Genomic DNA, 25,763 nt, shown 5'->3' with positions numbered 1-25,763 from the left:
AGTGTGTTTATTATTGAATTCGTCCGTATGCTTTATCCAAATCTACCTTACTAACCAGCGAGTCGTATAAACTTTGGATGTATTTATTGTTGGCATCTTCTAAAGCTGTTTGTGCTTGTGTAACCTCGATACTTGAGCCTACCCCCTGCTGATATTTAATTTTTGATACCCTTAGTACCTCCTCGGCCAGGTTACGGCTTTCTTTTTGGTTGTTAAGCGATTGCAAGCCGTTAATGTAAGTTATACGTGCCTGGCTGGCCTGTAAACCCAGGGCGTTTTTAAGGCTAATCAGAGCCACTTCCGATTTTTGAACTGCTATCTGAGTTTGTTTAACTTGGTAACGGCGCTGGAAACCGTTAAAAATAGGCACCGATAGATTAAGGCCTACATACGTTGCAGGATAGCTGGTGTTAAACAATGTATTAAATGTGTTGCTTTGATAAGCTATCGATGAATTCAAAGTAGCAGATAATGTTGGCAAGTAAGCCGCTTTTTTACGTTTCAGATCAAGTTTGTTTAACGCAACAGCTGTTTCTGACAAGTTATATTCGATACGTTTCCTGTAAAAAGATGTATCGTTTGCAATATCTGCAACTTCATTGTTTGCCTGCAACATAACGTCTGTAAGTTTATCTGTTAATTGCAGATCGTACTCAATAGGCATCCCCATCTGAAATTTTAACATCTGATAGTTCAATACAAGTAACCTAATGGTGTTTTCGCGAGTGGTAACCAGGTTGTTGTATTGCACTTTGATACGGTCCACGTCGATCTTTTCTACAAAACCTTGTTTGTTTTGGGCCGTGGTTTGATCAACCTGTAATTTTAGCTGCGCGATGTTGGCATCTAATAACCTAATCTGCTCGTTACTTACCAAAACCTGGTAATAGGCTTTAGTAACACTTACACCGGTTTCTATTTTGGTGCGTGTCAGTGAGCGCTGCGAAAGTTCCTTATAGGTTTTAGACGCCTTTAAGCCAACGAGATAAGAGCCATCAAATAAGATCTGGTTTAAGGTAACTCCTAAATTGGAGTTATACTTTTGCGTAAAGCTCGCAGGCTGCGGTGCACCCGGCGTTGGTTGGGTTATTGGGTTGCCTGCGCCATCTTTTATATTTTTATCTATAAGTACCTGGTAAATAGATGGCGTAATAAAGTCGGGAAACAAAATAGTAGGGATCTTTAAATAATCCTGGAAAGTGGCACTACCATTAATTTGCGGTAAGCCTATACCTACGGTTTCTTTTACTTTATATTCTGCGCTTTTAACATCCAGGCCGGCGTTTATAACCGAATCCTTGTGGCTTAAGGCGTAATCTACAGCTTGTTGTATTGAATAGCTGTACGCCTGCGGCGCCGGCTGCGTTTGCGAAAACCCACGCGAGGCAGCCGTTAGTAGTAATAGTAGGGTGAGTATTCGTTTCATTTGTGAGTGATGTGTATATGATAGATTATTGTTTGTTTTTTTATTGTTATATGGCAAAGCAAACGTTTTTATTGACAACGGTATGTCAGCAGTGCTCAACTCTTAATTCATTTTTTCAAGGTGTTCTGTTTTATATTTATCCAGTAACTCGTGTCCCTTTAATGTACATATACCGTAGTTAAAATGCTCAAGCAATTGATACTGAACTTTCCAGGGGCTAAATTGCGAAACCGGGAATATGAGTGTGTTAAAGCCCATTTCTACCTGGTTAACGCGCATCTTAGCTAAGATCTTTACATCCACATCTTCGCGAATGAAACCCTGTGTAATACCTTTTATCAACAATTCTTCCAATGTTTTAATGATCACATCGGCTTTAAAATCCTGGAACTTTACCCATGCATCCGGGTGATATTTCTGCATATCGTGAATTACAATGGGATTTATCCGCCCAAAGATCTCTTCAGAACACTTCATCATATTGATCATTTCTTCTATTACATTTGATGATGTATTGATGATGACAGCAATCTGGCACTCGTCTTCCTTCAATTTCTTTTCAACCAGGGCAATTACAAGTTCATTCTTGTCACTAAAAGAATGATAGATGGTTTTTTTTGACATCCCCAGGTGCCTGGCTATATCATCCATGGTAACGCTTTTTATGCCGGCTGTTAAAAACAGTTCTTCGGCACCTAAAATTATTCTATCTGTTTGACTGTTTGACATTATTAGTCAAAACTAAGGAAACATTTTTAGATTTCAAAGTTTCCATTGTAAATTACTTGTTTCTGACAATCACTCATTTTCCACAATTGTATATCTTTGCAAAAAAACCCTTTCAATGGAATTGAATTCCCTAACCGCCATTTCCCCGATCGACGGCCGATACCGTAATACAACAGCACCATTAGCCGCTTACTTTTCTGAATACGCCCTTATTAAATATAGGGTTTATGTAGAGATAGAGTATTTTATAGCACTTTGCGAGCATCCGCTGCCCCAGTTAAGTACTTTTGATAAAACTTATACCGAAAAGTTACGCGATATCTACCGAAATTTTACTGAAACTGATGCCGAGAGTATAAAAGAGATAGAGAAAACGACCAACCACGATGTTAAGGCCGTCGAATATTTCATCAAGAAAAAATTTGATGATTTGGGTGGATTAGAGGAATACAAAGAGTTCATTCACTTTGGTTTAACCAGTCAGGATATCAACAATACCGCTATTCCGCTGACTTTTAAACTTGCATTAACAGAAGTTTACTACCCTGAGATAACCAATTTGGTTGAGCAACTGAAAGGTTTTGCTAATGACTGGGATGCCATCCCGATGTTAGCACATACCCACGGCCAGCCTGCATCACCTACCCGTTTGGGTAAAGAGATCAGCGTGTTTGTAGAGCGCTTGCAAAATCAATTGGTGCATTTAAAATCTGTACCATACTCTGCAAAGTTTGGCGGTGCTACAGGTAATTTTAATGCACACCATGTAGCCTATCCTCAAATTAGCTGGAAAGACTTTGGAAACCATTTTGTAAATGATATACTGGGTTTGCACCGCTCGCAGTATACGACCCAAATAGAGCATTACGACAACTTTGCCGCGCAGTGCGATGCCTTGAAACGTATCAATAATATTCTGATAGACCTTGACCGCGATATGTGGACCTACATATCTATGAACTTTTTTAAGCAGAAGATAAAAGCAGGCGAGATTGGTTCCTCGGCTATGCCGCATAAGGTGAACCCCATCGATTTTGAGAACAGCGAGGGTAACCTGGGGATCGCGAATGCTTTATTTGAACACCTCGCCGCTAAACTTCCTATCTCCCGTCTGCAACGCGATCTAACCGACTCTACAGTTCTTCGTAATATAGGTGTGCCGGTTGCGCATACGCTGATCGCTATAAAATCTACCGTAAAAGGACTGAATAAATTACTGCTTAACGAGGTTGCCATAAACGCCAGCCTGGAAGCTAATTGGGCTGTTGTTGCAGAGGCGATACAAACCATATTACGCCGAGAGGCATACCCGAACCCTTATGAGGCATTAAAAGAGCTTACCCGTACTAATACGCAGGTTAACGCCAAAACCATTGCCGAGTTTGTGGATGGTTTACAGGTGAACGATAGCGTTAAAAATGAAATAAAAGCAATAACACCGCAAAATTACACAGGGATATAGTATAAAAACACGCGTCATTGCGAGGTACGAAGCAATCCCTACTCCGGCAGAGCCGCTCTTTAGAGCAAAGAGATTGCTTCGTACCTCGCAATGACCTGGTGAAGGCTAAGTCATCAACAGGTCAAATCACTTTTGTGAGGATGCTTTAATCAAAAACCTGATTACATTTGTTTACTATTAAATTTAACATCCATGAATATCAGCGTATATACCGAAGCCACCCCCAACCCGGCAACAATGAAGTTTATTGTAAATAAGTTGCTTGTCAACGGAAGCGTGGATTATGCTACAAGGGAAAGTGCCGAAAAAGCACCATTTGCAAAGGAATTATACAAATTCAGTTTTGTTAACGGCGTGTTTTTTGCCAGCAACTTTGTAACGGTTACTAAAACTGAAGGCAGCGACTGGGACGATATCCAGCCAATACTGAAAGAGTTTGTGAAAGGTGCTGTGGAGTCTGAACTTAAAGTGCAGGAAGTTGAGCAGGAAACCGATGTTGCCTTTGAAGGGACCGAAACCGAAATAAAGATCCAGCAGATATTGAACGATTACGTACGCCCTGCTGTTGAGCAGGATGGTGGTGCTATCACCTACCGTTCGTTTGATGAAAAAGGTGTAGTTACCGTTGAGCTTCGTGGCTCATGCAGTGGTTGCCCTTCATCTACCGTAACCCTTAAATCGGGGATTGAAAACCTGCTTAAACGCATGGTTCCTGAAGTTACCGAAGTGGTTTCTGAAGCATTATAGTTTGTTGGGATTACATTTATTAGATATTAAAAAGCCGATTGAATTTCAATCGGCTTTTTTGTGCAATAATGCAGGTGTCCCACTATTTATGACATAACGAATGAGACACTTATTAAAGTGCTGATATTTAGATACTTGAAAAATTTAGACATTTGATTTCACTTAAACCATTTATTTAACAATTTAAGCTTATTTATTTAGTAATAAGTTACTTAAGTATTTTAAGGGACTGTTCCACAGTGAGACAGGGTGGTACAGGGTGAGACACCTGCTAACGGCTATAATAAGTAGGGAATTGTGCTTTCTTAGATGTTAAAATACTTTTCAATATACTCCAGCATCTCGCCTGTTATTTTACCGTTTGTTGCCAGCAATTTGCGGGATTTCAGCACTTCCGAACCGCCCGTAAAGTTTACTATTTCGCCCCCGGCTTGTTGTACTATTACAATGCCCGCGGCAATATCCCAGGGGTTAAGGTTATACTCGTAAAAAGCTTCGAAACGGGCACAGGCGGTATAAGCCAGGTCCACAGCGGCAGAGCCTATTCGGCGCAGGCCGTGGCAATTGCGCATCAGTTCGGTAAAGAGTTTGATATAGCGTTCCTGGTAGCTAAAATCGTAGTATGGGAAACCGGTTGCTATCAGGCTATCGGCAATGCTTGGTTTGTTGCTTACCTTTATTTCGGCACCATTCAAGTACGCAGGTGCATCTTTATGAGCCCAGAAGCATTCGTCCTGATTCACTTCATAAACTACGCCTAATACAAGCTCTTCGGCATCTTGCAGGGCAATACTTACCGAATAGGTTGGCAAGCCATGTATAAAGTTGGTGGTGCCATCCAACGGGTCGATGATCCAATTGTAACGTTCGCCTATTTTGGTGCTTGTTTTTTCTTCGGTTATAAAACCGGCCTCGGGCAGTATCAGTTCCAGCCCGGCAACTATCTTTTGCTCGGCGGTTTTATCCACGTATGATACCAGGTCGTTTAGGCCTTTATACTCTATTTTATCAGCGTTAAAGGTTTTACGCTCGGTACGGATAAACGCGCCGGCCTCTTTAGATACATCAATAACCTGCCCTATTATTTGGTTCAACAGCATCTGGTGCTTTATTTAGAATGGAGAAATTACGCGTTGGTAGCGCCTGTTTTTTTGAATCTGCTGGTGCCAAAGTAAACTAATGCCGCCCCGCCCAATACCATCACTACCGAGATCATTTCTGCCTGGGTGAACGAGATACCGGCAACCACATACTTGGTATTTACACGGATCAGCTCGATGCAGAAACGCTCTACCCCTGCCATGATCATGTATACACCAAACAACACGCCCGGTGCTTTAAATTTATGGCGCAATTGCCATAGTACCAGGAACAGCAATATGCATATTACCGACTCATAAAACGACGTTGGATATACCGGCAATTTCAACTCGTTACAAAACCTGCCAACGCAGTTAGGGATAATATTGTCGCGGTCGCTCATATCCACGTTATGCGGAAATTTGAAACTCCACATCCAGTCGGGCGCCCAGCTTAAAAAGCTTGGTTTTGGGTTCAGGTTGGGGATGCCCCAATCGCCGTCGCCGCTCATTTGGCAGCCAACACGGCCAACGCCATAAGCCAGCATCATACCCGGCCCGCCAATATCCAACATGGTTAACGGTTTTATTTTGTGCTGGCCTGCAATGTACAGTACCGCCGCGCCGCCGCAAATCAACCCACCGTAAAAAGTTAAACCGCTAAAGCCTACCAGCATGCCCACCGGGTCGCGCATAAAATCGCCCCAGTTCTCTAAAGCATTAAATAGTTTGGCGCCTGCAAAGCCGCAAATAGCCGCCCACAGCAATATGCTGCCCATTAACTCGTGCGTATGCACGGTTACGCGGCGTTGCTCGGGTTTTGGTAATACCTGTTTTTTGTTTTCGTAATAAGCCCAGTACGCGAAGATAATCGCGCCCAAAATACCGGCCGGCCAGTTGCCGTTGGTTGATAATAGCACCGTTTGGGTGTTATCGGTAAGCTCGGTAAAGTGCATGGCCGCATACACCAATTTGTAGAAAAGCACAAAGCCAAAAAGGCCGTTGCTTAGTAATTCTACCCACGAAATTTGAGCGCCAATGGTAATGGTTTTCTCAAACGGGTGGATGTACCCAAGTTGCTCTCTCCGCTTAAATTCTTGCGTAAACGCCCAGTATGCGGCCATAAAAGCTATCGCCACAAAAAAACCGAACGTTTGAACTATCTTGAAAAATTCAATATTGGCACCGGTAAAATATTGGATGAGGTAATAGAGATTTGGAAACATTGGAAAATGCTAAGTTTGGTGCGAATATAATAGTTAATGAACTAATATTTCTTCGCTTTCTGTTATTTCAACATCACCATCCGGTGAAATCGCTGTTAATTGCACGGTACGTAATTCGTTAACAAGTATAGGGTCGTACTTGGTTTTTACCTTAACGTAATTCCTGGTAAAACCGTGCATAATGCCATCTTTCAAATCGGCCTCAAACAGCACTTCGTAGGTTTTACCTATCTGGGTGTCGTAAAAGGCGCGGCGTTTTTTGTCAGACAGGATGTGCAGCATCTTGCTGCGGTCGGCACGGGTAGAGCCGGGGACTACCCCACTCATTTCGGCTGCCGGGGTATTCTCCCTTTCCGAATAGGTGAACACGTGGAGGTAAGAAACCTCAAGATCGTTCAGGAAGTTGTAGGTATCCACAAAATCCTCGCGGGTTTCGCCGGGGAAGCCTACAATAACATCCACACCAATGCAGCAATCGGGCATCAGCTGTTTTATTTTTGCTACGCGATTAGCGTAAAGTTCTCTTTTGTACCTGCGGCGCATCAACCCCAATATTTTATCGGAGCCGGACTGTAGCGGGATATGGAAATGCGGCACAAACCTTTTTGAGGTAGCCACAAAGGCTATTACCTGGTCGTTAAGCAGGTTTGGTTCTATAGATGATATTCTGATGCGTTCGATGCCTTCAACCTCGTCAAGCGCCATCACAAGGTCAAGGAAGCGGTCTTCACGTTTGCCCTCGCGGATACCGAAATCGCCAAGGTTTACCCCTGTCAATACGATTTCTTTAACGCCGGATGCGGCTATTTCGTGCGCCTGCTTAATTACATTCTCGACGGTATCGCTCCTGCTGCTGCCACGGGCAAGCGGTATGGTGCAAAACGTACAAGAATAATCGCAGCCATCCTGCACTTTTAAAAACGTACGGGTACGGTCGCCAAAGGAGTATGAGGGCACAAACTCGTTAGCGTGACTAACAGGCTGGTTTAAAATGACTGCTTTTGGATTTTTAGTAAGGTCGGTAATATGATCTACCAGCTGGAACTTCTCGGCAGCGCCCAAAACCATATCAACGCCGGGAATCTCCGCTATCTCTTTTGGTTTAAGCTGCGCGTAGCAGCCTACAATGGTAACAAAGGCGTTAGGGTTGATCCTGAGGGCTTCTTTAACTATCTTTTTACACTTCTTATCCGCATTATCGGTTACCGAACAGGTGTTTACAACATACACATCAGGCGTATCCGTAAAATCGACCGTATCGAAACCGGCATTGTTAAACATGCGGCCAATAGACGAGGTCTCCGAGTAATTCAGCTTACAACCAAGCGTATAAAAAGCGACTTTCTTATTCATTTGCAAAGCGCAAAGATAAGATTTTTAGAGATTAGTTGATTACAGGTTAGTGATTGGTTGTTAACGGGGTGTAAAATTGGGTTGGGATAACGTCATGCCGAACTTGTTTCGGCAACCTACCTGATAAGTAGCCAGCCAGTCCCGTGGGATACTGAAACAAGTTCAGGATGACGGGAGTAAATTACTCTGCACTTAAAAACGCTCTCCATGATAATAAAATCTCTTTAAAATCATTAAGAGGTATATTGGTTGGATTACTACCATTCGGCCCAGAAAGTATCAAGCTATCTTGTGTTAATTCTCCATATAATCCAAACACCATATCACTCCAATACCTGTCTGTTAACTGCCCATAGTTTCCATTCAGGCAAATATCTATATCAATTAAAAAATCGTCTACATCATCAATCTGTCGCCAGATATATAAATATGAACTAAGTGCTGTTTTTCCATCCGGATGCTTACTTCCATTTAAATTCTTAAAAAAGGAAATATTGTATTTTTTTAAAATTTCTTCATTCATATTAATGGTAGAAAAGTATTATTTCCTCAACGTATAATTAAACACATCTTTTTTCCACTTACCATCTTTACCCTTTTCATCCAAAATACAATCCATTTTTAGCGGGCCGATGCGCTTGTAAGTAATCAAAACCGACTTATCAAGTAATTGAAATGTCACTTCGTTTGCGGTAAGTTTTATAACAGGCATCGGGTAGGGTTTATCTTTATCCTCCCAGCCTATGCTGCCTTTATTAAAATGGCGAAGTTTCATGATCGGTCCGGCTTCAGATTGTTCTATCGCCATAAATTCATAAAACACGATCTTTCCATCTTTTACACAGCGGAAGGTGCTCACCATGTTGTCGCCCATTGGCGGCCCCCAAAACTCTTCCATATCGCCCCATTCGTGTTTAAGCGTCCAGGTACCTGCAATAAAAGCAAGATCTTTAACCGTAGCTTTTTTGAGTTGTGCCGATGCGGAACCGGTTATTGCTGAAATAAGCAGGATGAATAATAAGGATTTTTTCATGTCTATATATTTGTTTCGCCCTTGTTGGTGCTGTCAGCTGCGTTAGAGCATTTCAATTCAAAACTGCGCTAAATGTTGTTGGTGACAACACCAAAAACGGCTGGCATGGTTCAACAGCCTCACCAATAAAAGAATCCAACAATTAGGCAATTCTAATCACTAAATAATTATATCCCTTCCCACCTGTAACTTTCGTTCTCCAAACCAATCAGGTCAATTATTCGGTTTACTACCGTCATGGCCAGTTCTTCGATGGTTTTTGGTTTACTGTAGTACGATGGGATTGCGGGGCAAATGATGCCGCCGGCTTCTGTGATGGTTTGCATATTACGAATGTGGATGAGGTTTAAAGGGGTGTCCCTCGCAACAAGTATCAGCCGGCGCCGCTCTTTTAGTATTACATCGGCAGCGCGGGTAATTAGGTCGTCGGATACGCCGGAGGCTATGCGGCCCAGTGTACCCATAGAGCATGGCACTACCACCATGGTATCAAACCTGGCCGAGCCCGATGCAAAGGGCGCCATAAAATCGTTTTTGGTGTAATATTTAAAGGGGTAGTTGCCGTGGGCTTTATCATCCAGCTCAAACTCCCAAACCTGTTTGGCATTATCGCTCATTACAATGGCAACATCCGCTACCTGGTTTTGCAGCAGCTGTAATTTATCGAGCAGTAACTTGGCGTAAATAGAACCGCTTGCACCGGTAACCGCGACAACAATTTTCTTCTTAATCATGATATATGGTACAAATAAACGGAAGAAAAGTTACAGGCACAAAAAAGGGTCGAATAACTCGTACCCGACCCTACATCTACCTATGAAAAACATGCCCTTTGAGCGGGCATCACAAATATAATAACAGTTTCTTATTTATTAAACAATTTCTTAAAATAAATTTAATGTACTGAGGGATAATTCTTTTCAATTAAAGTTTGGATAATCCCGTCTACCATACCCACTGTAGGCACATAAATGCTCTTGATATTGGCGCATTTTAACACGGTAAGATAAATCTCGCAGGCCGGGATAATAACGTCTGCCCTATCATGGTTCAATCCCAAAACATTTATACGGTCTTTCAGCGAAAAACTATCCAGGTAATTATATAGCGCCCTAAGTTTTAGATAACTTAACGCCGCGCCGTCTTTTTCCTGCGATAATTTATAAAGTTTGTTGATGTTACCACCTGTACCAATACCATAAATATTTTTTAAGCCCTTGGTATGCTCACGAATAAAATCCTTCATCTCTGTCCAGGTTTCGTCCTTGTCCTGGTTATCCAGGATGCGGATGGTACCCAGGTTAAATGATTGAGATGCCAAGATCTGTCCATCGCTGAATAACGACAATTCGGTACTGCCGCCACCCACATCAATGTATAGATAGTTTTTGCTTTTATCTATGTTGATCTCGGCGTGGCTGTTGTATATGATCTTGGCTTCGCTTTCGCCGTGTACAATTTGCAGGTTGATGCCTGCCTCGGCCATAATTTTATCGGCTACTGCCTGCCCGTTCACGGCTTCGCGCATGGCGGATGTGGCACAGGCCATATAATCGGTTACCCGGTAAACATCCATCAGGTTGCGGAAAGCCTGCATAGATTTGATCAGATCAATGGTTTTCTTTTCAGAAATTTCTTTGTTTAAAAAGGCATCGTCCCCAAGCCTTACGGGTACGCGGATCAGCGTAATTTTTTTGAAGGATATCGATTCGTTATTCTCGATGATCTCCGCGATCAGCATCCTGACGGCGTTAGACCCAACATCTATGGCTGCGTATCTCAATTTGTGTTTTTATTTTTTAGGTAGGTGTAAATGTCTTTCTGGGCGCGGGTTAGTACCTCCGATTTTGTTTTGTGGTACCTGTTAACTGCGTTCCCGCTTATATCGCGCGCTTTGGTGTTATCCTGTAACTGTATCTCGATAATATCCCTCACCTCGCGGCGCAGATCATCATCCAACACCGGGAAGCCAACCTCTACACGGTTATCGATATTACGGGTCATGAAATCGGCGCTGGTAAGGTAAACGAGTTCCGTGCCGCCGTTGCCGTAAATATGTACACGGGCATGCTCCAGGTATTTATCCACAATGCTTATCACTTCGATGTTCTCGCTAAAGCCTTTTACACCCGGTATTAAACAGCACATACCACGCACAATAAGTTTTATACTTACCCCTGCAGTGCTGGCCTGGTAAAGTTTATTTATCAGCTGTTCATCTGCAAGGCTGTTCATCTTGAAAATCATGTAGGCTTCTTTACCTGCTTTGGCAAACCTTACCTCATTATCTATCAACTTATAAATAGCCATGCGCGAATCTATAGGCGATACCATAAGTGTTTTTAAACCTTTTGGCAATACATTTCTGCTTAGTGATTTGAAGATAGCCACCAGGTCGGTGGTTATCTTTTTATCGGCAGTAAGTATCGTATGATCGGCGTAGATGCTGGCCGTTTTCTCGTTAAAGTTACCCGTAGATAAACAAGCGTAGTGGAAAGGTTTGCCTTTTTCCATGCGGGTAACGAGGCAGATTTTTGAGTGTACCTTATAACCGTCTATTCCGTAAAGCACATTCACTCCTTCTTCTTCCAGCTTGTTGCTCCAGTAGATATTGTTCTGTTCATCAAAACGGGCGCGCAGCTCTACCAAACAGGTTACCTTTTTACCGTTTTTTGCAGCGTTTATAAGGGCATGAACTATCTTTGAGTCCTCGGCCAAACGATAAACCGTTATGCTGATCTCTTTAACTTTTGGATCGATAGCGGCCTCGCGCAAAAAGTGGATCACATAATCGAACGATTGGTATGGCGTGCTGATCAGGAAATCCTTTTTGGCGATCATCCCCATCAAGCTCTTCCCAAAGGAAAGATCGGGAACGGGCAATGCGGCGTTCTTTTTATACTCCAGGTCGGGCCGGCCAACGTTGGGGAACGATATGAAGTTTTTAAAATTATGGTAGCGGTTACCGGGGATAAGGCTGCCCTTATCCAGTTTCATTTTCTTGACCAGGTAGCTTACCATATCCAGCGGCATTTCGCTATCATACAATAAACGCATCGGCTTGCCTTTGCGGCGTTTAAGCAGGCTTTTGCTTAGGGCATCTACAAACTTTACGCTTACTTCCTTATCCAGGTCAAGCTCGGCATCGCGGGTTAGCTGTAGCGAGTATGCTTCTATCGAATCATGGTCGAAAATGAAGAAGATGTCCTCTAAACTATAGCGGATAATATCATCCAAAAGGATAATAAACTTTAGGTTATTGGTTTCCGGCAGTACTAAAAACCTCGAAAGGTTATCCGGGAACTCGATAAGCGCGTAGCGCGATTTTTTATTTTTGGTAAGCCTTACAAAAAAGTAGATGGCACGGTCGCGCAGTTCGGGCAGCGGCAGGCTGTCATCCAGCATGATGGGCACCAACGTAGATAACAGTTTATCCCTGAAAAAGCCCTTCACAAACTCGCCACGGGTAACGTTTAGCTGTTTATCGTTCAGGATAAAGATCTTTTCTTCGGCAAGCTGCTTTACAATAATGTTCTCGTAAAGGTTGTTGAATTTTTTTTCCTGCTTTACAACGGTGGTTTTTATTTGGCCGAGGATCTTTTTTGGGTTATAGCCCAGTATCTCCTTAGCCTTTTCGTTCAGGTTGGCTAAACGGGTTAAAGTGGCTACCCTAACACGGTAAAATTCATCGAGGTTGGATGAAAATATGGCCAGGAACTTTATCCTCTCAATAAGCGGCACGGTAGGGTCGGCAGCTTCCTGTAAAACCCTGTCGTTAAAGTATAACCAGCTTATTTCTCTATTTATTAACGGAATGTTCTTAGTATCCATACTGTGATAGCAACAAAACTGCTCATTTATTTGTTAAGTTAATATTAACTTATCTGCATAAGTAGATGTTTTCAATATTAAATTTAATAATCCGCGGCAATAATATGCTGCGTATGCAAATGTTACTTAGCTTTGCAGCGATAACAAAATCATTATTATGCCTTCATTTGATATAGTAAGCAAGATTGACGGACAAACTTTAGACAACGCCATAAACGTAGCCAAAAAGGAAATATTGAACCGTTACGACTTTAACGGATCTAAAAGCACTATCGATCTGGATAAAAAAACCAACGAAATTACCATCGTTACCGAGGATGATATGCGCCTTAAAGCCATTACAGATGCCATCATCAGCCGCATGATCAAGCAAGGCCTGGATTCAAAAGCGCTTGATTTTGGTAAAGAGCAGTACGCATCGGGCAGCATGATCCGCAAGGAAATTATGATAAAGGAAGGCCTTGATAAAGAAGCCGCCAAAAAGGTTGTCAAAAAAATTAAAGACAGCGGGCTTAAAGTACAGGCCGCCATAATGGACGACCAGGTACGCGTTACCGCCAAAAAGATAGACGATTTGCAAGATGTTATTAGCCTGTGCCGCACCGAAGATTTTGGCCAGCCGCTGCAATATATTAATATGAGGAACTAAGGGGTATTTACGATATACGATTTTAGATTTACGATTAGGAAATCTAAAATCGTATATCGTACATAAAAAAGGCCGCTTCTTTTTACAGAGAGCGGCCTTTTACTAAACCAACTTATGAAAACACTCTTTGTGTTATTTTACACTTTTTACTTTAAACTTATTTGATCGCTATTTCTCTTGTTTGAAATTTAGCTTCTTCTCTTTTTGCTACGGTTAATCTTAAGATGCCGTCTGCATAATCTGCTTCAATTTTTGAATGGTCAACAGACTCAGGCAAGGTGAACGACCTTACGAATGAGTTGTAACTGTATTCGCGCTTGCTGTATTTTTTAGCTTCGGCATTGGCTTCCGCTTTCTTTTCGGCAGATACGGTAAGAATGTTTTTATCCAGGTTGATCTTAAAATCTTCCTTCTTTAGGCCAGGTACCGCTAATTCGATATGGAACTCATTATCATTTTCGGCGATGTTCACAGCAGGTACGCGTGCAACTAATTTATCGCTGATGAACGAATCGTTCAATAAAGAATCGAAAACGTCGTTAAAGAAAGGATGCGTGTTATTTTTTAGTCCGTGGTTAAATTTTACTAATGTCATGGTCTTATTTAATTAAGTTTTTGTTTTTGTTAACTTCGTAACCAATCAATCAACTGTTATACCAACAGGTATTAAGCGATTATTGCAAGACAAAATGTCTTACATATTTATTTATTAGCGACAAAATGTCTTACAATGGCTGAAAAATTAACAGATTACAAGTATAAAACCGACATAGCCATTCGCTTTTCGGATATAGATGCGCGCGGCCATGTAAACAATGCGGTGTACCTCACCTATTTTGAAGTAGCCCGTTTTAACTACTGGCGAGATGTTGCCCACTGGGACCTGAAAGAAATAGGTATAGTAGTGGGGCGGTCAGAGATCCATTATTTAAAACCAGTTACCATTGACGATAAACTGGTTTGTTACGTACGTGTGGTAAGAATTGGCAACAGCAGCTTTGATGTGATGCACGTGCTTGCTAAGGTGACCGAAAAGGGCGAAGAGATCTGTACCACCTGCAAAACGGTATGCATCAGTTACGATTATGATACCAATAAATCTATCGCGATAGATAAAGCCGGCCGCAAAAAAATGATCGATTACGATGAGCCAAGGTTAATATTGAATACGAATTAAAACCCAATGCGCCGATTCAGATGTGCGAATGTGCAGATACATTTATCCCTGCGCCGTTGTGAAGAACGATAGCAAAGTGAGAATCCCCGACTTGCTTGTTAACCGATTTTATTATTTAGGGTTGCCGCGCTACGCTCAAATGAAGGGATATTATATTTGCGCGTTTAATTAAAAATTTTACCCGGGTTCAATATTCCGTTAGGGTCAAATACTTGTTTAATGCCTTTCCAGATCGCAAAATGCATTGGTGTGTACTTCAACGCCATGTAATCCTTTTGTACCAGGCCTATGCCATGCTCACCAGACAGGGTGCCTCCGAGGGCGACTGTTAGTTCGAACACCTCGGTAATACCGTCTTTTAGTTTGCTATTCCAGTCGGCATCGCTCATGCCGGCCTTCACGATGTTCACATGCAGGTTACCATCGCCGGCATGGCCGTAACAAACCGATTCGAAACCATATTTAGCGCCTATTTCTTTGATGCCTTTTATCAGTTGCGGCAAAGCGGCACGGGGTACAACGGTATCTTCTTCCTTATAAATAGAATTTGATTTTACCGATACCGCCATGGTACGCCTGATGCGCCATAGTTCTTCTTTTTGTGCTGATGAATCTGCAAACAGCACCTCTTGACAATTGTGCTGCTCTAAAACCTCATTTATCTTTTCGCAGTCGGCAAATATCACATCCTGGTTGGTACCATCAGCCTCTATCAGCAGGAAAGCCCCTATCCCATCTTTAAGGTCGAATGCGATGCCATCATGCTCTATCACCCACTCCATGCCGCGGCGTTCCATAAATTCTACCGCCGATGGTATTACCCCCGCCCTGAATATCGCCGATACCGCCGCGCAGGCATCCTCGTTGGTAGCGAATGATGCCAGCATTAACGCGTCAAGCGTTGGTTTTGGGATTAGTTTGGTAACAATTTTGGTAACGATTCCTAAAGTACCTTCGCTGCCTATCAGCAATTGGGTTAGGTTATAGCCCGATGCATATTTAAGGGTATTTGCGCCCGTCCAGATGATATCTCCGTTAGGCAAAACAACTTCGAGGTTAAGCACGTACTCGCGGATGGTGCCATATTTTACCACCCTTGGGCCACCACTGCAATTGGCTACATTGCCGCCAATAAAACAGCTGCCTTTACTGGCGGGGTCTACCGGGTAAAGCAAGCCCTTTTCAGCAACGGCGTTTATAAATATTTCGGTAATCACGCCGGGCTCAACGGTCGCCTGCAGGTTCTGCTCGTCAATGTCCAGGATGTTATTGAAACGTTCCATCGAGATCATTAACCCGCCGTTTATGGCCAATGCGCCACCGGCAAGGCCCGTACCTGCACCACGCGGCGTAACGGGAATCACGTTCTCGTTACACACCTTCATTAAAAAAGAAACCTGCTCAACGGTTTCCGGCGTAGCTACAACCTCGGGGTAATAAACCAGGTCTTCGGTTTCGTCGTGGCTATAATTCTCTATTTCGGCTTTGGTAGTGAGTATATTGTTATCGCCAACTATAGCGGTAAGCTGGCTTAGTATCCCGGCTGTAATTTTATTGTAATTCATGAAATATATTATTTATGATAACTAAGCGTAATAACCGATTGTTTAAGCGGCCCGCGGAATGGTGGCCTTTGCTTGCGGATGGTTACTTCGGCAGTTTCTATAAAAGTAAACTTGGTTTTAACGCGGTTAAGTATGCTTTGCGCAACAGTTTCTAAAACTTTACGGGTATGGCTCATCTCTTCTTCGATAATAGCATACAGTACCTCGTAGTTTACCGTGTTATGCAGGTTATCCTCGTCCACATAAATTTCAGCATAGAAACCAACTTGTACATCAACCAAAAAATGAGTTCCTATCACCTGCTCCTGGGGGTAAAAACCATGGTAAGCATAAAACTCGGCGCCTTCTAAAGCTACTTTTATCATATTTCAAAAGTAATGGAATATTTGGAGGTTTAAAATTTGGTTGGCACCCAGTTTACTCCCCCCCGCGGCACTACGTGCGCGGCCCTCTCTTCGCCGCGCGGAAAGAGGGTAAGGAATATATATCTTACTTGTTTTGCGAAGCAGAGAAGGATGACCAGGGTAGCAATACCGATACCTATCAGGCCGGGATAATAACGATCAAAGTGCCTTTTATTACCCTCTTTCCGCGCAGCAAAGAAAGGGTGGTCGAGCGAAGCAATGCCCGGGTGAGTAAAATTCTCAAAAAATAGTTTTCACCAAAAAATATGTTTAAACCGTTTAAACCTACTTTTTGGCATAAAGCGCCTTGTGGTATTCAAAAACAACGATTTGGGCTTTGTTTAACTCGCGCTTAATGCCCTATATTTGACCAACCAATTTATAATGCTATGGCTAAGAACGACCTGTACGAAGCACCGGATTACTATCTTTTAGACGAACTTTTAACTGATGAACATAAATTGATCCGCGCCAGCGTACGCGAATGGGTTAAGAAAGAAGTGAGCCCCGTAATTGAGGACTATGCCCAACGTGCGGAGTTCCCTAAGCATTTATTAAAAGGTTTGGCCGAGGTTGGCGCGTTTGGCCCTACCATTCCCGAAGAATACGGCGGGGCGGGTTTGGATTATATGGCATACGGTATTATTATGCAGGAAATTGAGCGTGGCGATTCGGGCATCCGGTCAACAGCATCTGTGCAGGGATCATTGGTGATGTATCCTATTTTTGCTTACGGCAGCGAAGAGCAGAAACACAAATACCTGCCTAAACTGGCCAGCGGCGAACTGATGGGCTGTTTCGGCCTTACCGAGCCTGACCATGGTTCGAACCCAAGCGGTATGGTTACCAATATTAAAGATGCCGGCGACCATTATATCCTTAACGGTGCCAAAATGTGGATCTCTAACTCACCTTTTGCGGATGTTGCCATTGTTTGGGCAAAGGACGAAGAAGGTAAAATTCGCGGCCTGATAGCTGAGCGCGGTATGGACGGCTTTACCACACCGGAGACGCATAACAAATGGTCGCTGCGTGCATCTGCCACCGGCGAACTGGTTTTTGATAACGTAAAGATCCCGAAGGACAATGTATTGCCAAATGTATCCGGTTTAAAAGGCCCCCTTGGTTGTTTGAACCAGGCACGTTATGGCATTGCCTGGGGCGCTTTAGGTGCCGCCATGGATTGTTACGATACCGCCCTGCGCTACTCAAAAGAGCGTGTACAGTTTGGCAGGCCAATTGGCGGTTTCCAACTTCAGCAGAAAAAACTGGCCGAAATGATAACCGAGATCACTAAAGGGCAACTGTTGGTTTGGCGTTTGGCGACACTAAAAAATGAAGGCCGCGCTACTGCCGCGCAAATCTCTATGGCTAAGCGTAACAGTGTAGAAATAGCTATAAATATAGCGCGCGAAGCACGCCAGATGCTTGGCGGTATGGGTATTACAGGCGAATATCCAATAATGCGCCATATGATGAACCTTGAGTCGGTAATTACTTATGAAGGCACACATGATATCCACTTGTTAATTACAGGTATGGATGTTACAGGCGAAAACGCTTTCAAATAAACTTATAAGAAAATATAGCCTTAAGTAGTGAAAATGCCCCGCGAATATTATATTTGTGTACCCATTTATACATTACTATTGTGACCTTTACTAAAGACAGATATGCCTCAATTTTAACCAGGCATGCATGGCTGTATATACTTCTGCTCATTTTAATATCCTGCAGCCAAAAGAAGGTTGATGATGGCGAATACTCCGATGAGTTTATTCCTATTTTTAACAGGGTTAATAAGCTTTATGATACAGGTAAAGTTGATCAAGGTGTAAAGTACCTTGATTCAGCTTATAAAACGCTTACCTATCCAACCCTTAATGATCGGTTCAGGTATTACTCTTACCTGTTTATTTATCATAAAAAAGTAAAGCACCAATACCAACAGGGGCTTCTTTACGCAGATAGCATGCTGCAAATAGCAAAACTAAGCGAAACCAAAAAGCAATATGCGGCAAATTTTGCAGAGGCCAACTTTGCAAAGGGTGACGCTTACTTCGAACTGAAACAGTTTAACGATGCCTATCAATATTATTATAACGGCTACCTTACCGGTAAAAAATATTTAAATAATCTCGCCATGAGCGATTATACCTACCGAATGGGGATGATCATGTATAAAAAAGGGCATTATAGTCGTGCAGCGAATTATTTTAAAGATAGCTATAACCAAAACGTAAACATTAAAAACGATTTCCCTAATTTTTTCAGGAAACAGGAACTTTTAGATAACATTGGCCTAAGTTACCGCCACAGCGGGCAAAATGATAGTGCATTGCATTACTTCAATGCAACGCTTAATATGCTTAATCAAAACCAGGCGGAATTTAAAGAGCAGGCTTTACTTTTCAATTCGGCCCGTGGCGTGGTTTACGGCAATATGGCCGATATTTATATAACCCGGAAAAACTATACTAAAGCAGCAGCATTACTTAAAAAAAGTATTGCTATAAACCTGCAAAAGGGATATGACAACGCCGACGCGGAACTATCTGAAACTAAACTTGGGCAGATCTATTTAGAAACAGGCCAATTGGAACCATTAAAGAAATTGGTTGATAACCTTCGTAACCAACTGGATACCGTAAAAAATCCGGACGCCGAAGCGGACTGGAACCGGCTTCTGGGTAATTATTATATTAAACAAAACAACCTGCAACTGGCTGTAAACCACATACAGCGGTATAATATATTAAAGGATTCTATCTCACAAAAAGCCAGTTTACTAATGGAGAGTGATGTAAACCAGCAACTATCCAATTACGAGAAACAGCACGAAATAGATATCCTTAACAACGAAAATAAACTACAGGTTATCTATCTATATGTAAGTGTATTTTTCGCGGTGATGGCATTGATCATTGTATTGCTGGTGTATCGCAACTGGAAACGCAGCAAGCGGGACCTGCAAACCGTTAATGTGCTTAACGGCCAAATAAACGAGCAGAACTACGTATTAGAAAAAGCGCTTAGCGAGTTAAACACCAGCAGCCAGGAAAAGGACCGAATACTACGCACCGTAGCGCATGACTTGCGTAATCCTATTGGCGGTATAGCATCTCTTACCACTATGATGGCCGATGACGACTATACAGACGAGCAAAAGGAACTGATAAACCTGCTTAAAGAAACGTCATTCAATTCCCTTGAACTGATCAACGAGATCCTGGAGGCTACCAACTTGAACTCGGTAGCGCTTAATTTAGAACGGGTGGAAATTAACTCATTGGTGAACAACAGCGTTGAATTATTGCGGTTTAAAGCTGCCGAAAAAGGCCAGACAATCTTGCTGGATACCTTACCCAAGGCACAGGAACTGTACATCAGCCGGGAAAAGATCTGGCGGGTTATCAGCAACCTTATCAGCAATGCTATCAAATTTAGCCCGGGTAACGGCGAGATCCATGTAAAGGTTGCGGAGGTAAACGGCAAGATCATCATTGCTGTGCAAGACCACGGCATTGGCATCCCCGATAAGTTAAAAGATGAAGTGTTTAATATGTTTACCAGCGCGCAAAGGCCGGGCACATCGGGCGAGAAATCGTTTGGGTTGGGCCTGTCTATCTGTCGTCAGATAATGGAAAAGCATCACGGTAAAATTTGGTTTGAGAGCGAGCCTAATATCGGCAGTACCTTCTTTATCAGCCTGCCAATCATATCGCGCAGCATCCCTACCGATTTACCTGAGCAGGTTAGCGAACCAATGGCCTGATGATTTGATAATGCGCTCCTGCGTGTCAAAGTTAACGTGTATGAGCCCAAACCGTGGGTGATAACCTTCGGCCCATTCAAAATTATCGGTAAGCGTCCAAACAAAATAACCATCTACCTTGCATCCCTCCTGTTTGGCTTTTAAAACCTGTGCAATGTGGTTTTGCAGGTATATAACACGCCGTTTATCGTCTACCTTGCCATCAAAAACCGTATCAGGGAAGGCCGCTCCATTTTCGGTAACTATGAGTTTTTTTATCTGCGGATAAGCATCAAACTTTTTAAGCATGTGGTAAATGGCCTGCGGATATACCTCCCACTTCATATCGGTAAGCTCTACGCCCCTTTTCTCGGCCTTTACCAGGCTTGCACCGATGTATGGGGTAAAGAACGAGTACTTGACAATTTCACGTGTGTAGTTTTGAATGCCGATAAAATCAAAGTCGAAACTCATGTTTGCTTCATCGCCGGGCAATATATATTTATTGATGCCTTTTAAGGCGGTAACCTCATCTGTAGGGTACCCCAAACCTAATAAAGGCTCGATGTATAAACGGTTGATGAGCGAATCGGCACGTTTAGCGGCCTGATTGTGCCTGGGGCTATCGGCATAAGGCTCGATATACGAGCAGGAAAAGGTATTGCCAATGTTAGCGCCGGGCACTAACTCCCTCAAAATCCTGCCACCGGCTACTATGCTTAATACCACGTGATGGATAGCCGGCAAAAAATTGCGTAATCCCGTACGCCCCGGTGCATGGATGCCTAAAAAGTAGCCTGCGCCTGTAAATACGGCAGGCTCGTTCATCACCATCCAGTTCTTTACGCGGTCGCCAAAAGCCTTTGCGCAAATGGTGGCAAATTCGCTGAACCAGCTCACCATTTCGCGGTTTGTCCAGCCGCCTTTATCCTCGAGCGCTTGCGGCAGGTCCCAATGATAAATGGTTACCCAGGGTTCTACACCCTGCTCAAGGCAGTAATTAATAAGTTTATTGTAGTGATCAATCCCTGCCTGGTTAACTTTGCCTGTACCATTTGGCAAAACGCGGCTCCAGGCTATTGAGAACCGGAAATTTGGGATATTAAGTTGTTTAACAAGGTCAACATCCTGACGGTACCTGTTATAAAAATCGCAGGCGATACTGGGTTTATCACCATTTAAGATCTTGCCTTTTCGGTTGCTATAGGTATCCCAGATAGAGGGGCCTTTGCCATCGGTATCGCATGAACCTTCTATCTGAAGCGCGGCAGTAGAAACTCCCCAGGCAAAATCGTCGCCAAAAAGTTGTTTAGAAAGTGGTGTATCCAGGTTCTCGGTATCCATTGATTTGAGCTGATGCTGAGCCCAAAATGTACATTATTATTTTATAAATAAAGCGCAATTTCAAAAAACTTAGTGCATGAATGACGAACGCATGCTTTTAAGGAACAACCACTCGCGCAGGTCGCTTACTATGGCTGCTAATTTTGTGATGATCTTCATGGTGCTGTTTATTGTTTACTCAAATGTAACGCGGCAGTGTGTAGTTACAATAAGCACAAGATTATTAAATTGTTAAGGGATATTGACGGACAAAAAAAATATCTTTGTTTAAAACCGGCACAATGAAAATCATAAATATAACGGCTACCACCTTATTGATCTTTGCAGCTGTCTTATTAACCAGCGCAAAACCTCCTGAAGACGCTAAAGCACTAAAAGCGTTTAACCGTGCATCGGCACAGCTTGCCGCGCTAAAAAAAGTAAAATACCATTACAGCCGTGAGTTTAACTACCCTGCTGAAGATTATGTGAGTAAGGCTGAAGGTGATATGTACATTGAGTTTGGAAAGGAAAATGATGTCGCGGGTTTCAGGTTTCAATATTTTTCTGCCGAAGGCTTTTCTATTTTTAACAACGCGGAGATTTTTGACGGGAACATCAAAGACAAAAAGTTGAAAGTAACGCCAAAGGTTAAAACGGAGCAGTTGGAGGGCAAATCGGCTTTGTTTAATTCTGTTATTACGTTAAGAAATATATTACCGATAATTATCGCCGACAATGCCATTCCTAAAACAATTGCCGACACACTAATAAACCGCAAGCCATACAACCTTTTGCAGTTTGTATTACACAATAAATTGGTAAACTACATAGGTACGGGCTTTACCGGTACTACCATTGATATAACCTTTGTATATAAAATTATTACCGATAAAACTACCGGCTTGCCTGTAACTGTTTTGCAAACAAAAATAGGCAGCAAGGATCTTAACCGTACCGATTTTGCCTACCTAAGCGCGCCCCCCGCGGTTGCCGAGCAATCCTGGTATTACTCGAGCTATTTAAATACCTATGCTTTAACCACGAAAGGTGCGCCTGTAAACCTCATCGCCACCGGGCAAAACGCCCCGGAATGGAGTTTGACCAATTTTAACGGCAAGGCAAAGGAAGGCTTAAGCCAATACAGTGGTAACGTGGTTTTAATGGAATTTTGGATAAAAAATTGCGGGCATTGCATTGAAGCGGTAGCACCATTAAATAAGCTGAATGATCTTTACAATAAAAGCCGTTTTAAAATTTTAGCGATTAATACCGAGGACAGCGAAAAAGCAATTACTACCTTTATTACCACACACGAGGTGAAATTCCCGGTGATGTATGGCGATGACCCTACGGTTAACAAAAACTATGGCGTAACTGCGTTTCCACAAGTAGTTTTGCTTGATAAAAAGGGTGTTGTTATCTACTCGGGCAACCTGGATGTAGAAAAATTGAAACCGTTGATCGATAAAAGCTTGATTTGACCTTCCCGTTAAAGTAATATTTTGCCCGCATCATTTGTATTTAGCCGATGATGTTTACTTTTACTGCCGATGAAAAGCCATTTTATCCGCCTGCTTAATTACGATTTTTTTGCCAATACCAAAATTGCAGAACTGTTACTGGAACGGGCTGCTACGGCTAAACCTGTAGAATTGATGGCCCACCTGCTTGCGGCGCAGCAAATTTGGGTAAAACGCCTTAAAGGGTTACCTGCCCCATTAAAGCCCCTTTGGCCCGAGGCAACCGCCGAAGAAATTATGCCCATTGTAAATGCCAATTACCTGGAGCTGCTGGCCTATTTCGATTCCCTGCAACCGAACGATTTTGACCGGGTGATAGCCTATACAAATTCCGTTGGCTATTGTGAGAATAGTGTGAGCGATATACTTACCCATTTAATAAACCACGGCACCCATCACAGGGCGCAAATTGGCACACTTTTAAAAATAGACGGGGCAACCTTACCCATGCTGGATTACGTACTTTACATCAGAAACTTAAACCAAACTATATAAATACTATGAAGAAGTTAATTGCCGCCATATTATTAAGCTTTGTAATATTTAGCTGTACCGATACTAAAAAACAAGAAAAAGATCTGTTTAACGAGGTAATAAAGGTGCACGACCGCGTGATGGGTATAGAAGAGCTGATCATGATCAATAAAATGCAGCTGGATACTTTGATAAAAGACAGCATATCTGCCGGTGTAAGCGCGGCTGCCGTTACGCATAACAAAGCCCTTGATAGCGCCGATACCCGTATGGAGAATTGGATGCATAACTTCGACGCGGAAAATAAAGGCAAAAGCCATGATCAGATCATGACCTACCTTACCGACCAAAAGAAACAGATAGACGCTATTGACAGCACCTTTAATGTTACGGTTGCCGCGGCAGCAACATTCATCAAGAAAAATAAAACCACCAAATGAGAAAAATAGCGGCATTGGCCCTTTTAGCATTAACTGTAACCGCCTGTAAATTTAATAACGATAAGCCTACCCTGCCTATTATGGGTAACCGCGATGCGGTTACTAAAATGGTTAACGGTAAAGAGGTTGTTGATACGGTTTACCAAACCATCCCCGATTTTAAGTTTGTGAACCAGTATGGCGATAGCATCACCCAGAAGAACCTGAAGGGAGATATTTACGTGGCCGATTTCTTTTTCACCACCTGCCCTTCTATCTGCCCTATTATGCACCGCAATATGTTAAAGGTGTACAACGAGTTTAAGAGCGCGCCCGATTTTAAGATCATATCGCACACCATCGACCCAAAACATGATAGCGTTGCCGTGATGAAAAAATATGCCGATAAACTGGGTATCAGCGGCAACAGCTGGTGGCTTTTGCAAGGCAATAAAGAGAAAACTTATGACCTTGGCCAAAAGAATTACCTGGTTGCCGTAAAGCAAGACGATGGCACCCCCGGCGGCTATGTACACCAGGGCTGGTTTGTATTGGTTGATAAGCAGAAACGCATCCGCGGATATTACGATGGTACCGAGGAAAAACAGGTTGCCAAAATGATAGAAGATATCAAGACCCTACGTGCCGAAGTTAATACCGAAATTGCCCAGTAATGAAGTTAAAGGTAATTGGTTTCATCGTCGCGCTGATGGCTGTCGCAATTGCATCCTGCCAAAGCGATGCCGAGCAGGAGTTTAAACGCTACTATACAGGAGGCGCGGCTATCTATAAAACCAATTGCCAAAACTGCCATGGCGCAAGAGGCGAAGGTTTATCGAGCCTGATCCCCCCGCTTACCGATACGGCCTACCTGAACAAGAACCGCCATCAACTGGGCTGCTTTATAAAATACGGAATAAAGGAAACCATCATCACCGTTAAAGGCAAAGCCTATGAAGGCGCCATGCCCGCCAATGTTGACCTTCCCGCCATTGACGTTGCCAAAGTGCTTACTTACGTAGGCAACTCGTTCGGCAATAAAATGGGGACAATATCGGTAAATGAGGTGGACGGGGATCTGGCGAAGTGTAAGTAGTTATTGGTTGATCGATAATGGTAGCTGCGGACCAGTTCATTGTAGTTATCCAAATTATTAAAAACCTTATTCACGCGTCATTGCGAGGTACGAAGCAATCTCTGCTTTGCAGATCGGGTTGGCATTACGCATTTATACTAACGAGTTCAGTCGCAATTTTTAATTTAATGACAGGAAAAGTCTCCAGATCAATAGTCGGAAATTCTGCTAAAACTACCGTAACAATTGATGAACATCTTTTGCCATACTTATTATTAATGAAAGTTCTTGTAATACTTTTCTCTCTAATTAGATCATTGTAAACCGCTTCAATTAGGTCTTTTTTTATTTTACTTAAATTACCTTTCGAACTTATTCTCACAATATACTTTTCAGTGACCGCGTTAATAATATTTTCAGCTCCAGTTGCTGTAAATATTTTTTTGCCTACTAACGGTTTAGTATGTTTTTGCCATAAACTTTCAAAATTTTCCACAGTTATTATTAAAGATAA

At 42.7% G+C, this 25,763-nt stretch carries 26 protein-coding genes; 11 read left to right on the top strand and 15 right to left on the bottom strand.

The window, feature by feature from the left end; genetic code table 11:
* Positions 1–10: 10 nt before the first annotated feature.
* Together ACVW0P_RS04060 and ACVW0P_RS04055 are read right to left on the bottom strand one after the other, a co-directional pair.
* The gene (locus ACVW0P_RS04060; RefSeq protein ID WP_457130950.1) at positions 11–1,426 is read right to left on the bottom strand and encodes a TolC family protein; all 1,416 of its coding nucleotides are present in this window, start codon (positions 1,424–1,426) and stop codon (positions 11–13) included.
* 102 nt (positions 1,427–1,528) lie between these two features.
* Positions 1,529–2,155 (bottom strand): TetR/AcrR family transcriptional regulator, encoded by a 627-nt coding sequence (locus ACVW0P_RS04055; protein ID WP_457130949.1) that lies wholly within the window; start codon positions 2,153–2,155, stop codon positions 1,529–1,531.
* A gap of 115 nt (positions 2,156–2,270) precedes the next feature.
* On the opposite strand from ACVW0P_RS04055, the gene purB reads away from it, so the two are divergent.
* Together purB and ACVW0P_RS04045 are read left to right on the top strand one after the other, a co-directional pair.
* Complete coding sequence (gene purB / locus ACVW0P_RS04050; RefSeq protein ID WP_457130948.1) at positions 2,271–3,617, top strand: adenylosuccinate lyase; 1,347 nt, start codon at positions 2,271–2,273, stop codon at positions 3,615–3,617.
* Between the two features lie 192 nt (positions 3,618–3,809).
* Positions 3,810–4,364: a NifU family protein gene (locus tag ACVW0P_RS04045; RefSeq protein ID WP_354430266.1), complete on the top strand. Its 555-nt coding sequence runs from the start codon at positions 3,810–3,812 to the stop codon at positions 4,362–4,364.
* Between the two features lie 305 nt (positions 4,365–4,669).
* On the opposite strand, the gene ACVW0P_RS04040 is transcribed toward ACVW0P_RS04045, so the two are convergent.
* The 8 genes from ACVW0P_RS04040 to ppk1 all read right to left on the bottom strand — a co-directional run bounded on the left by ACVW0P_RS04040 (position 4,670) and on the right by ppk1 (position 12,886).
* Entirely contained in the window at positions 4,670–5,464 is a 795-nt protein-coding gene (locus ACVW0P_RS04040; protein ID WP_457130947.1) for an inositol monophosphatase family protein, read from the bottom strand.
* 26 nt (positions 5,465–5,490) lie between these two features.
* Positions 5,491–6,669: a prolipoprotein diacylglyceryl transferase gene (locus ACVW0P_RS04035; protein WP_457130946.1), complete on the bottom strand. Its 1,179-nt coding sequence runs from the start codon at positions 6,667–6,669 to the stop codon at positions 5,491–5,493.
* Between the two features lie 33 nt (positions 6,670–6,702).
* On the bottom strand, positions 6,703–8,022 hold the full coding sequence (mtaB, locus tag ACVW0P_RS04030; RefSeq protein ID WP_457130945.1) for a tRNA (N(6)-L-threonylcarbamoyladenosine(37)-C(2))-methylthiotransferase MtaB: 1,320 nt from the start codon (positions 8,020–8,022) through the stop codon (positions 6,703–6,705).
* A gap of 181 nt (positions 8,023–8,203) precedes the next feature.
* Positions 8,204–8,545 (bottom strand): hypothetical protein, encoded by a 342-nt coding sequence (locus ACVW0P_RS04025; protein ID WP_457130944.1) that lies wholly within the window; start codon positions 8,543–8,545, stop codon positions 8,204–8,206.
* Between the two features lie 18 nt (positions 8,546–8,563).
* Positions 8,564–9,055 carry a DUF6265 family protein gene (locus ACVW0P_RS04020; protein ID WP_457130943.1) on the bottom strand — a complete coding sequence of 164 codons (492 nt, stop codon included), beginning with the start codon at positions 9,053–9,055 and terminating at the stop codon, positions 8,564–8,566.
* Positions 9,056–9,222: 167 nt separating this feature from the next.
* Entirely contained in the window at positions 9,223–9,789 is a 567-nt protein-coding gene (locus ACVW0P_RS04015) for a UbiX family flavin prenyltransferase (RefSeq protein ID WP_457130942.1), read from the bottom strand.
* A gap of 161 nt (positions 9,790–9,950) precedes the next feature.
* Positions 9,951–10,838 (bottom strand): Ppx/GppA phosphatase family protein, encoded by an 888-nt coding sequence (locus tag ACVW0P_RS04010; RefSeq protein ID WP_457130941.1) that lies wholly within the window; start codon positions 10,836–10,838, stop codon positions 9,951–9,953.
* A complete protein-coding gene (gene ppk1 / locus ACVW0P_RS04005) occupies positions 10,835–12,886 on the bottom strand; it encodes a polyphosphate kinase 1 (RefSeq protein WP_457130940.1) in 2,052 nt (683 codons plus the stop codon). The genes ACVW0P_RS04010 and ppk1 overlap by 4 nt, the downstream gene beginning before the upstream one ends.
* Before the next feature lie 157 nt (positions 12,887–13,043).
* On the opposite strand from ppk1, the gene ACVW0P_RS04000 reads away from it, so the two are divergent.
* Positions 13,044–13,535 carry a YajQ family cyclic di-GMP-binding protein gene (locus ACVW0P_RS04000; RefSeq protein WP_457130939.1) on the top strand — a complete coding sequence of 164 codons (492 nt, stop codon included), beginning with the start codon at positions 13,044–13,046 and terminating at the stop codon, positions 13,533–13,535.
* A gap of 157 nt (positions 13,536–13,692) precedes the next feature.
* On the opposite strand, the gene ACVW0P_RS03995 is transcribed toward ACVW0P_RS04000, so the two are convergent.
* Entirely contained in the window at positions 13,693–14,130 is a 438-nt protein-coding gene (locus ACVW0P_RS03995; protein ID WP_457130938.1) for an Hsp20/alpha crystallin family protein, read from the bottom strand.
* Positions 14,131–14,265: 135 nt separating this feature from the next.
* Between ACVW0P_RS03995 and ACVW0P_RS03990 the strand changes: the two genes are divergently transcribed.
* A complete protein-coding gene (locus ACVW0P_RS03990; RefSeq protein WP_457130937.1) occupies positions 14,266–14,712 on the top strand; it encodes an acyl-CoA thioesterase in 447 nt (148 codons plus the stop codon).
* 164 nt (positions 14,713–14,876) lie between these two features.
* On the opposite strand, the gene ACVW0P_RS03985 is transcribed toward ACVW0P_RS03990, so the two are convergent.
* Both ACVW0P_RS03985 and folB read right to left on the bottom strand, forming a co-directional pair.
* On the bottom strand, positions 14,877–16,277 hold the full coding sequence (locus ACVW0P_RS03985) for an FAD-binding oxidoreductase (protein ID WP_457130936.1): 1,401 nt from the start codon (positions 16,275–16,277) through the stop codon (positions 14,877–14,879).
* 8 nt (positions 16,278–16,285) lie between these two features.
* Positions 16,286–16,642, bottom strand: a complete 357-nt coding sequence (gene folB / locus ACVW0P_RS03980; RefSeq protein WP_457130935.1) for a dihydroneopterin aldolase — start codon at positions 16,640–16,642, stop codon at positions 16,286–16,288.
* Positions 16,643–17,070: 428 nt separating this feature from the next.
* Between folB and ACVW0P_RS03975 the strand changes: the two genes are divergently transcribed.
* Together ACVW0P_RS03975 and ACVW0P_RS03970 are read left to right on the top strand one after the other, a co-directional pair.
* Entirely contained in the window at positions 17,071–18,252 is a 1,182-nt protein-coding gene (locus ACVW0P_RS03975) for an acyl-CoA dehydrogenase family protein (protein WP_457130934.1), read from the top strand.
* 80 nt (positions 18,253–18,332) lie between these two features.
* Positions 18,333–20,456 (top strand): tetratricopeptide repeat-containing sensor histidine kinase, encoded by a 2,124-nt coding sequence (locus ACVW0P_RS03970; RefSeq protein ID WP_457130933.1) that lies wholly within the window; start codon positions 18,333–18,335, stop codon positions 20,454–20,456.
* Here the strand turns inward: ACVW0P_RS03970 and ACVW0P_RS03965 are convergent.
* Complete coding sequence (locus ACVW0P_RS03965; protein WP_457130932.1) at positions 20,424–21,779, bottom strand: GH1 family beta-glucosidase; 1,356 nt, start codon at positions 21,777–21,779, stop codon at positions 20,424–20,426. The two genes, ACVW0P_RS03970 and ACVW0P_RS03965, sit on opposite strands and share 33 nt — an antisense overlap.
* A gap of 281 nt (positions 21,780–22,060) precedes the next feature.
* Here ACVW0P_RS03965 and ACVW0P_RS03960 point away from each other — a divergent pair, with 281 nt between their 5' ends.
* From ACVW0P_RS03960 to ACVW0P_RS03940, 5 genes are all read left to right on the top strand, one after another.
* Positions 22,061–23,242: a TlpA family protein disulfide reductase gene (locus tag ACVW0P_RS03960; protein WP_457130931.1), complete on the top strand. Its 1,182-nt coding sequence runs from the start codon at positions 22,061–22,063 to the stop codon at positions 23,240–23,242.
* 69 nt (positions 23,243–23,311) lie between these two features.
* Positions 23,312–23,776: a DinB family protein gene (locus ACVW0P_RS03955; protein WP_457130930.1), complete on the top strand. Its 465-nt coding sequence runs from the start codon at positions 23,312–23,314 to the stop codon at positions 23,774–23,776.
* A gap of 5 nt (positions 23,777–23,781) precedes the next feature.
* On the top strand, positions 23,782–24,195 hold the full coding sequence (locus ACVW0P_RS03950) for a hypothetical protein (RefSeq protein ID WP_457130929.1): 414 nt from the start codon (positions 23,782–23,784) through the stop codon (positions 24,193–24,195).
* On the top strand, positions 24,192–24,848 hold the full coding sequence (locus ACVW0P_RS03945) for an SCO family protein (protein WP_457130928.1): 657 nt from the start codon (positions 24,192–24,194) through the stop codon (positions 24,846–24,848). The genes ACVW0P_RS03950 and ACVW0P_RS03945 overlap by 4 nt, the downstream gene beginning before the upstream one ends.
* On the top strand, positions 24,848–25,270 hold the full coding sequence (locus ACVW0P_RS03940) for a c-type cytochrome (RefSeq protein ID WP_457130927.1): 423 nt from the start codon (positions 24,848–24,850) through the stop codon (positions 25,268–25,270). Before ACVW0P_RS03945 ends, ACVW0P_RS03940 begins: the two co-directional genes overlap by 1 nt.
* Before the next feature lie 124 nt (positions 25,271–25,394).
* Here ACVW0P_RS03940 and ACVW0P_RS03935 read toward each other — a convergent pair whose 3' ends face one another.
* A complete protein-coding gene (locus tag ACVW0P_RS03935; protein ID WP_457130926.1) occupies positions 25,395–25,745 on the bottom strand; it encodes a hypothetical protein in 351 nt (116 codons plus the stop codon).
* Between the last annotated feature and the right edge of the window lie 18 nt (positions 25,746–25,763).

This window comes from Mucilaginibacter sp. UYNi724 (assembly GCF_054057495.1).
This window is presented reverse-complemented; position numbering and strand designations above follow the sequence as displayed.

Excerpts from the sequence above, each read along its gene's own strand:
- ACVW0P_RS04060 (WP_457130950.1), bottom strand. The coding sequence starts at position 1,426 with ATGAAACGAATACTCACCCTACTATTACTACTAACGGCTGCCTCGCGT.
- ACVW0P_RS04055 (WP_457130949.1), bottom strand. The coding sequence starts at position 2,155 with ATGTCAAACAGTCAAACAGATAGAATAATTTTAGGTGCCGAAGAACTG.
- purB (WP_457130948.1), top strand. The coding sequence starts at position 2,271 with ATGGAATTGAATTCCCTAACCGCCATTTCCCCGATCGACGGCCGATAC.
- ACVW0P_RS04045 (WP_354430266.1), top strand. The coding sequence starts at position 3,810 with ATGAATATCAGCGTATATACCGAAGCCACCCCCAACCCGGCAACAATG.
- ACVW0P_RS04040 (WP_457130947.1), bottom strand. The coding sequence starts at position 5,464 with ATGCTGTTGAACCAAATAATAGGGCAGGTTATTGATGTATCTAAAGAG.
- ACVW0P_RS04035 (WP_457130946.1), bottom strand. The coding sequence starts at position 6,669 with ATGTTTCCAAATCTCTATTACCTCATCCAATATTTTACCGGTGCCAAT.
- mtaB (WP_457130945.1), bottom strand. The coding sequence starts at position 8,022 with ATGAATAAGAAAGTCGCTTTTTATACGCTTGGTTGTAAGCTGAATTAC.
- ACVW0P_RS04025 (WP_457130944.1), bottom strand. The coding sequence starts at position 8,545 with ATGAATGAAGAAATTTTAAAAAAATACAATATTTCCTTTTTTAAGAAT.
- ACVW0P_RS04020 (WP_457130943.1), bottom strand. The coding sequence starts at position 9,055 with ATGAAAAAATCCTTATTATTCATCCTGCTTATTTCAGCAATAACCGGT.
- ACVW0P_RS04015 (WP_457130942.1), bottom strand. The coding sequence starts at position 9,789 with ATGATTAAGAAGAAAATTGTTGTCGCGGTTACCGGTGCAAGCGGTTCT.
- ppk1 (WP_457130940.1), bottom strand. The coding sequence starts at position 12,886 with ATGGATACTAAGAACATTCCGTTAATAAATAGAGAAATAAGCTGGTTA.
- ACVW0P_RS04000 (WP_457130939.1), top strand. The coding sequence starts at position 13,044 with ATGCCTTCATTTGATATAGTAAGCAAGATTGACGGACAAACTTTAGAC.
- ACVW0P_RS03995 (WP_457130938.1), bottom strand. The coding sequence starts at position 14,130 with ATGACATTAGTAAAATTTAACCACGGACTAAAAAATAACACGCATCCT.
- ACVW0P_RS03990 (WP_457130937.1), top strand. The coding sequence starts at position 14,266 with ATGGCTGAAAAATTAACAGATTACAAGTATAAAACCGACATAGCCATT.
- ACVW0P_RS03985 (WP_457130936.1), bottom strand. The coding sequence starts at position 16,277 with ATGAATTACAATAAAATTACAGCCGGGATACTAAGCCAGCTTACCGCT.
- folB (WP_457130935.1), bottom strand. The coding sequence starts at position 16,642 with ATGATAAAAGTAGCTTTAGAAGGCGCCGAGTTTTATGCTTACCATGGT.
- ACVW0P_RS03975 (WP_457130934.1), top strand. The coding sequence starts at position 17,071 with ATGGCTAAGAACGACCTGTACGAAGCACCGGATTACTATCTTTTAGAC.
- ACVW0P_RS03965 (WP_457130932.1), bottom strand. The coding sequence starts at position 21,779 with ATGGATACCGAGAACCTGGATACACCACTTTCTAAACAACTTTTTGGC.
- ACVW0P_RS03960 (WP_457130931.1), top strand. The coding sequence starts at position 22,061 with ATGAAAATCATAAATATAACGGCTACCACCTTATTGATCTTTGCAGCT.
- ACVW0P_RS03955 (WP_457130930.1), top strand. The coding sequence starts at position 23,312 with ATGAAAAGCCATTTTATCCGCCTGCTTAATTACGATTTTTTTGCCAAT.
- ACVW0P_RS03950 (WP_457130929.1), top strand. The coding sequence starts at position 23,782 with ATGAAGAAGTTAATTGCCGCCATATTATTAAGCTTTGTAATATTTAGC.
- ACVW0P_RS03945 (WP_457130928.1), top strand. The coding sequence starts at position 24,192 with ATGAGAAAAATAGCGGCATTGGCCCTTTTAGCATTAACTGTAACCGCC.
- ACVW0P_RS03940 (WP_457130927.1), top strand. The coding sequence starts at position 24,848 with ATGAAGTTAAAGGTAATTGGTTTCATCGTCGCGCTGATGGCTGTCGCA.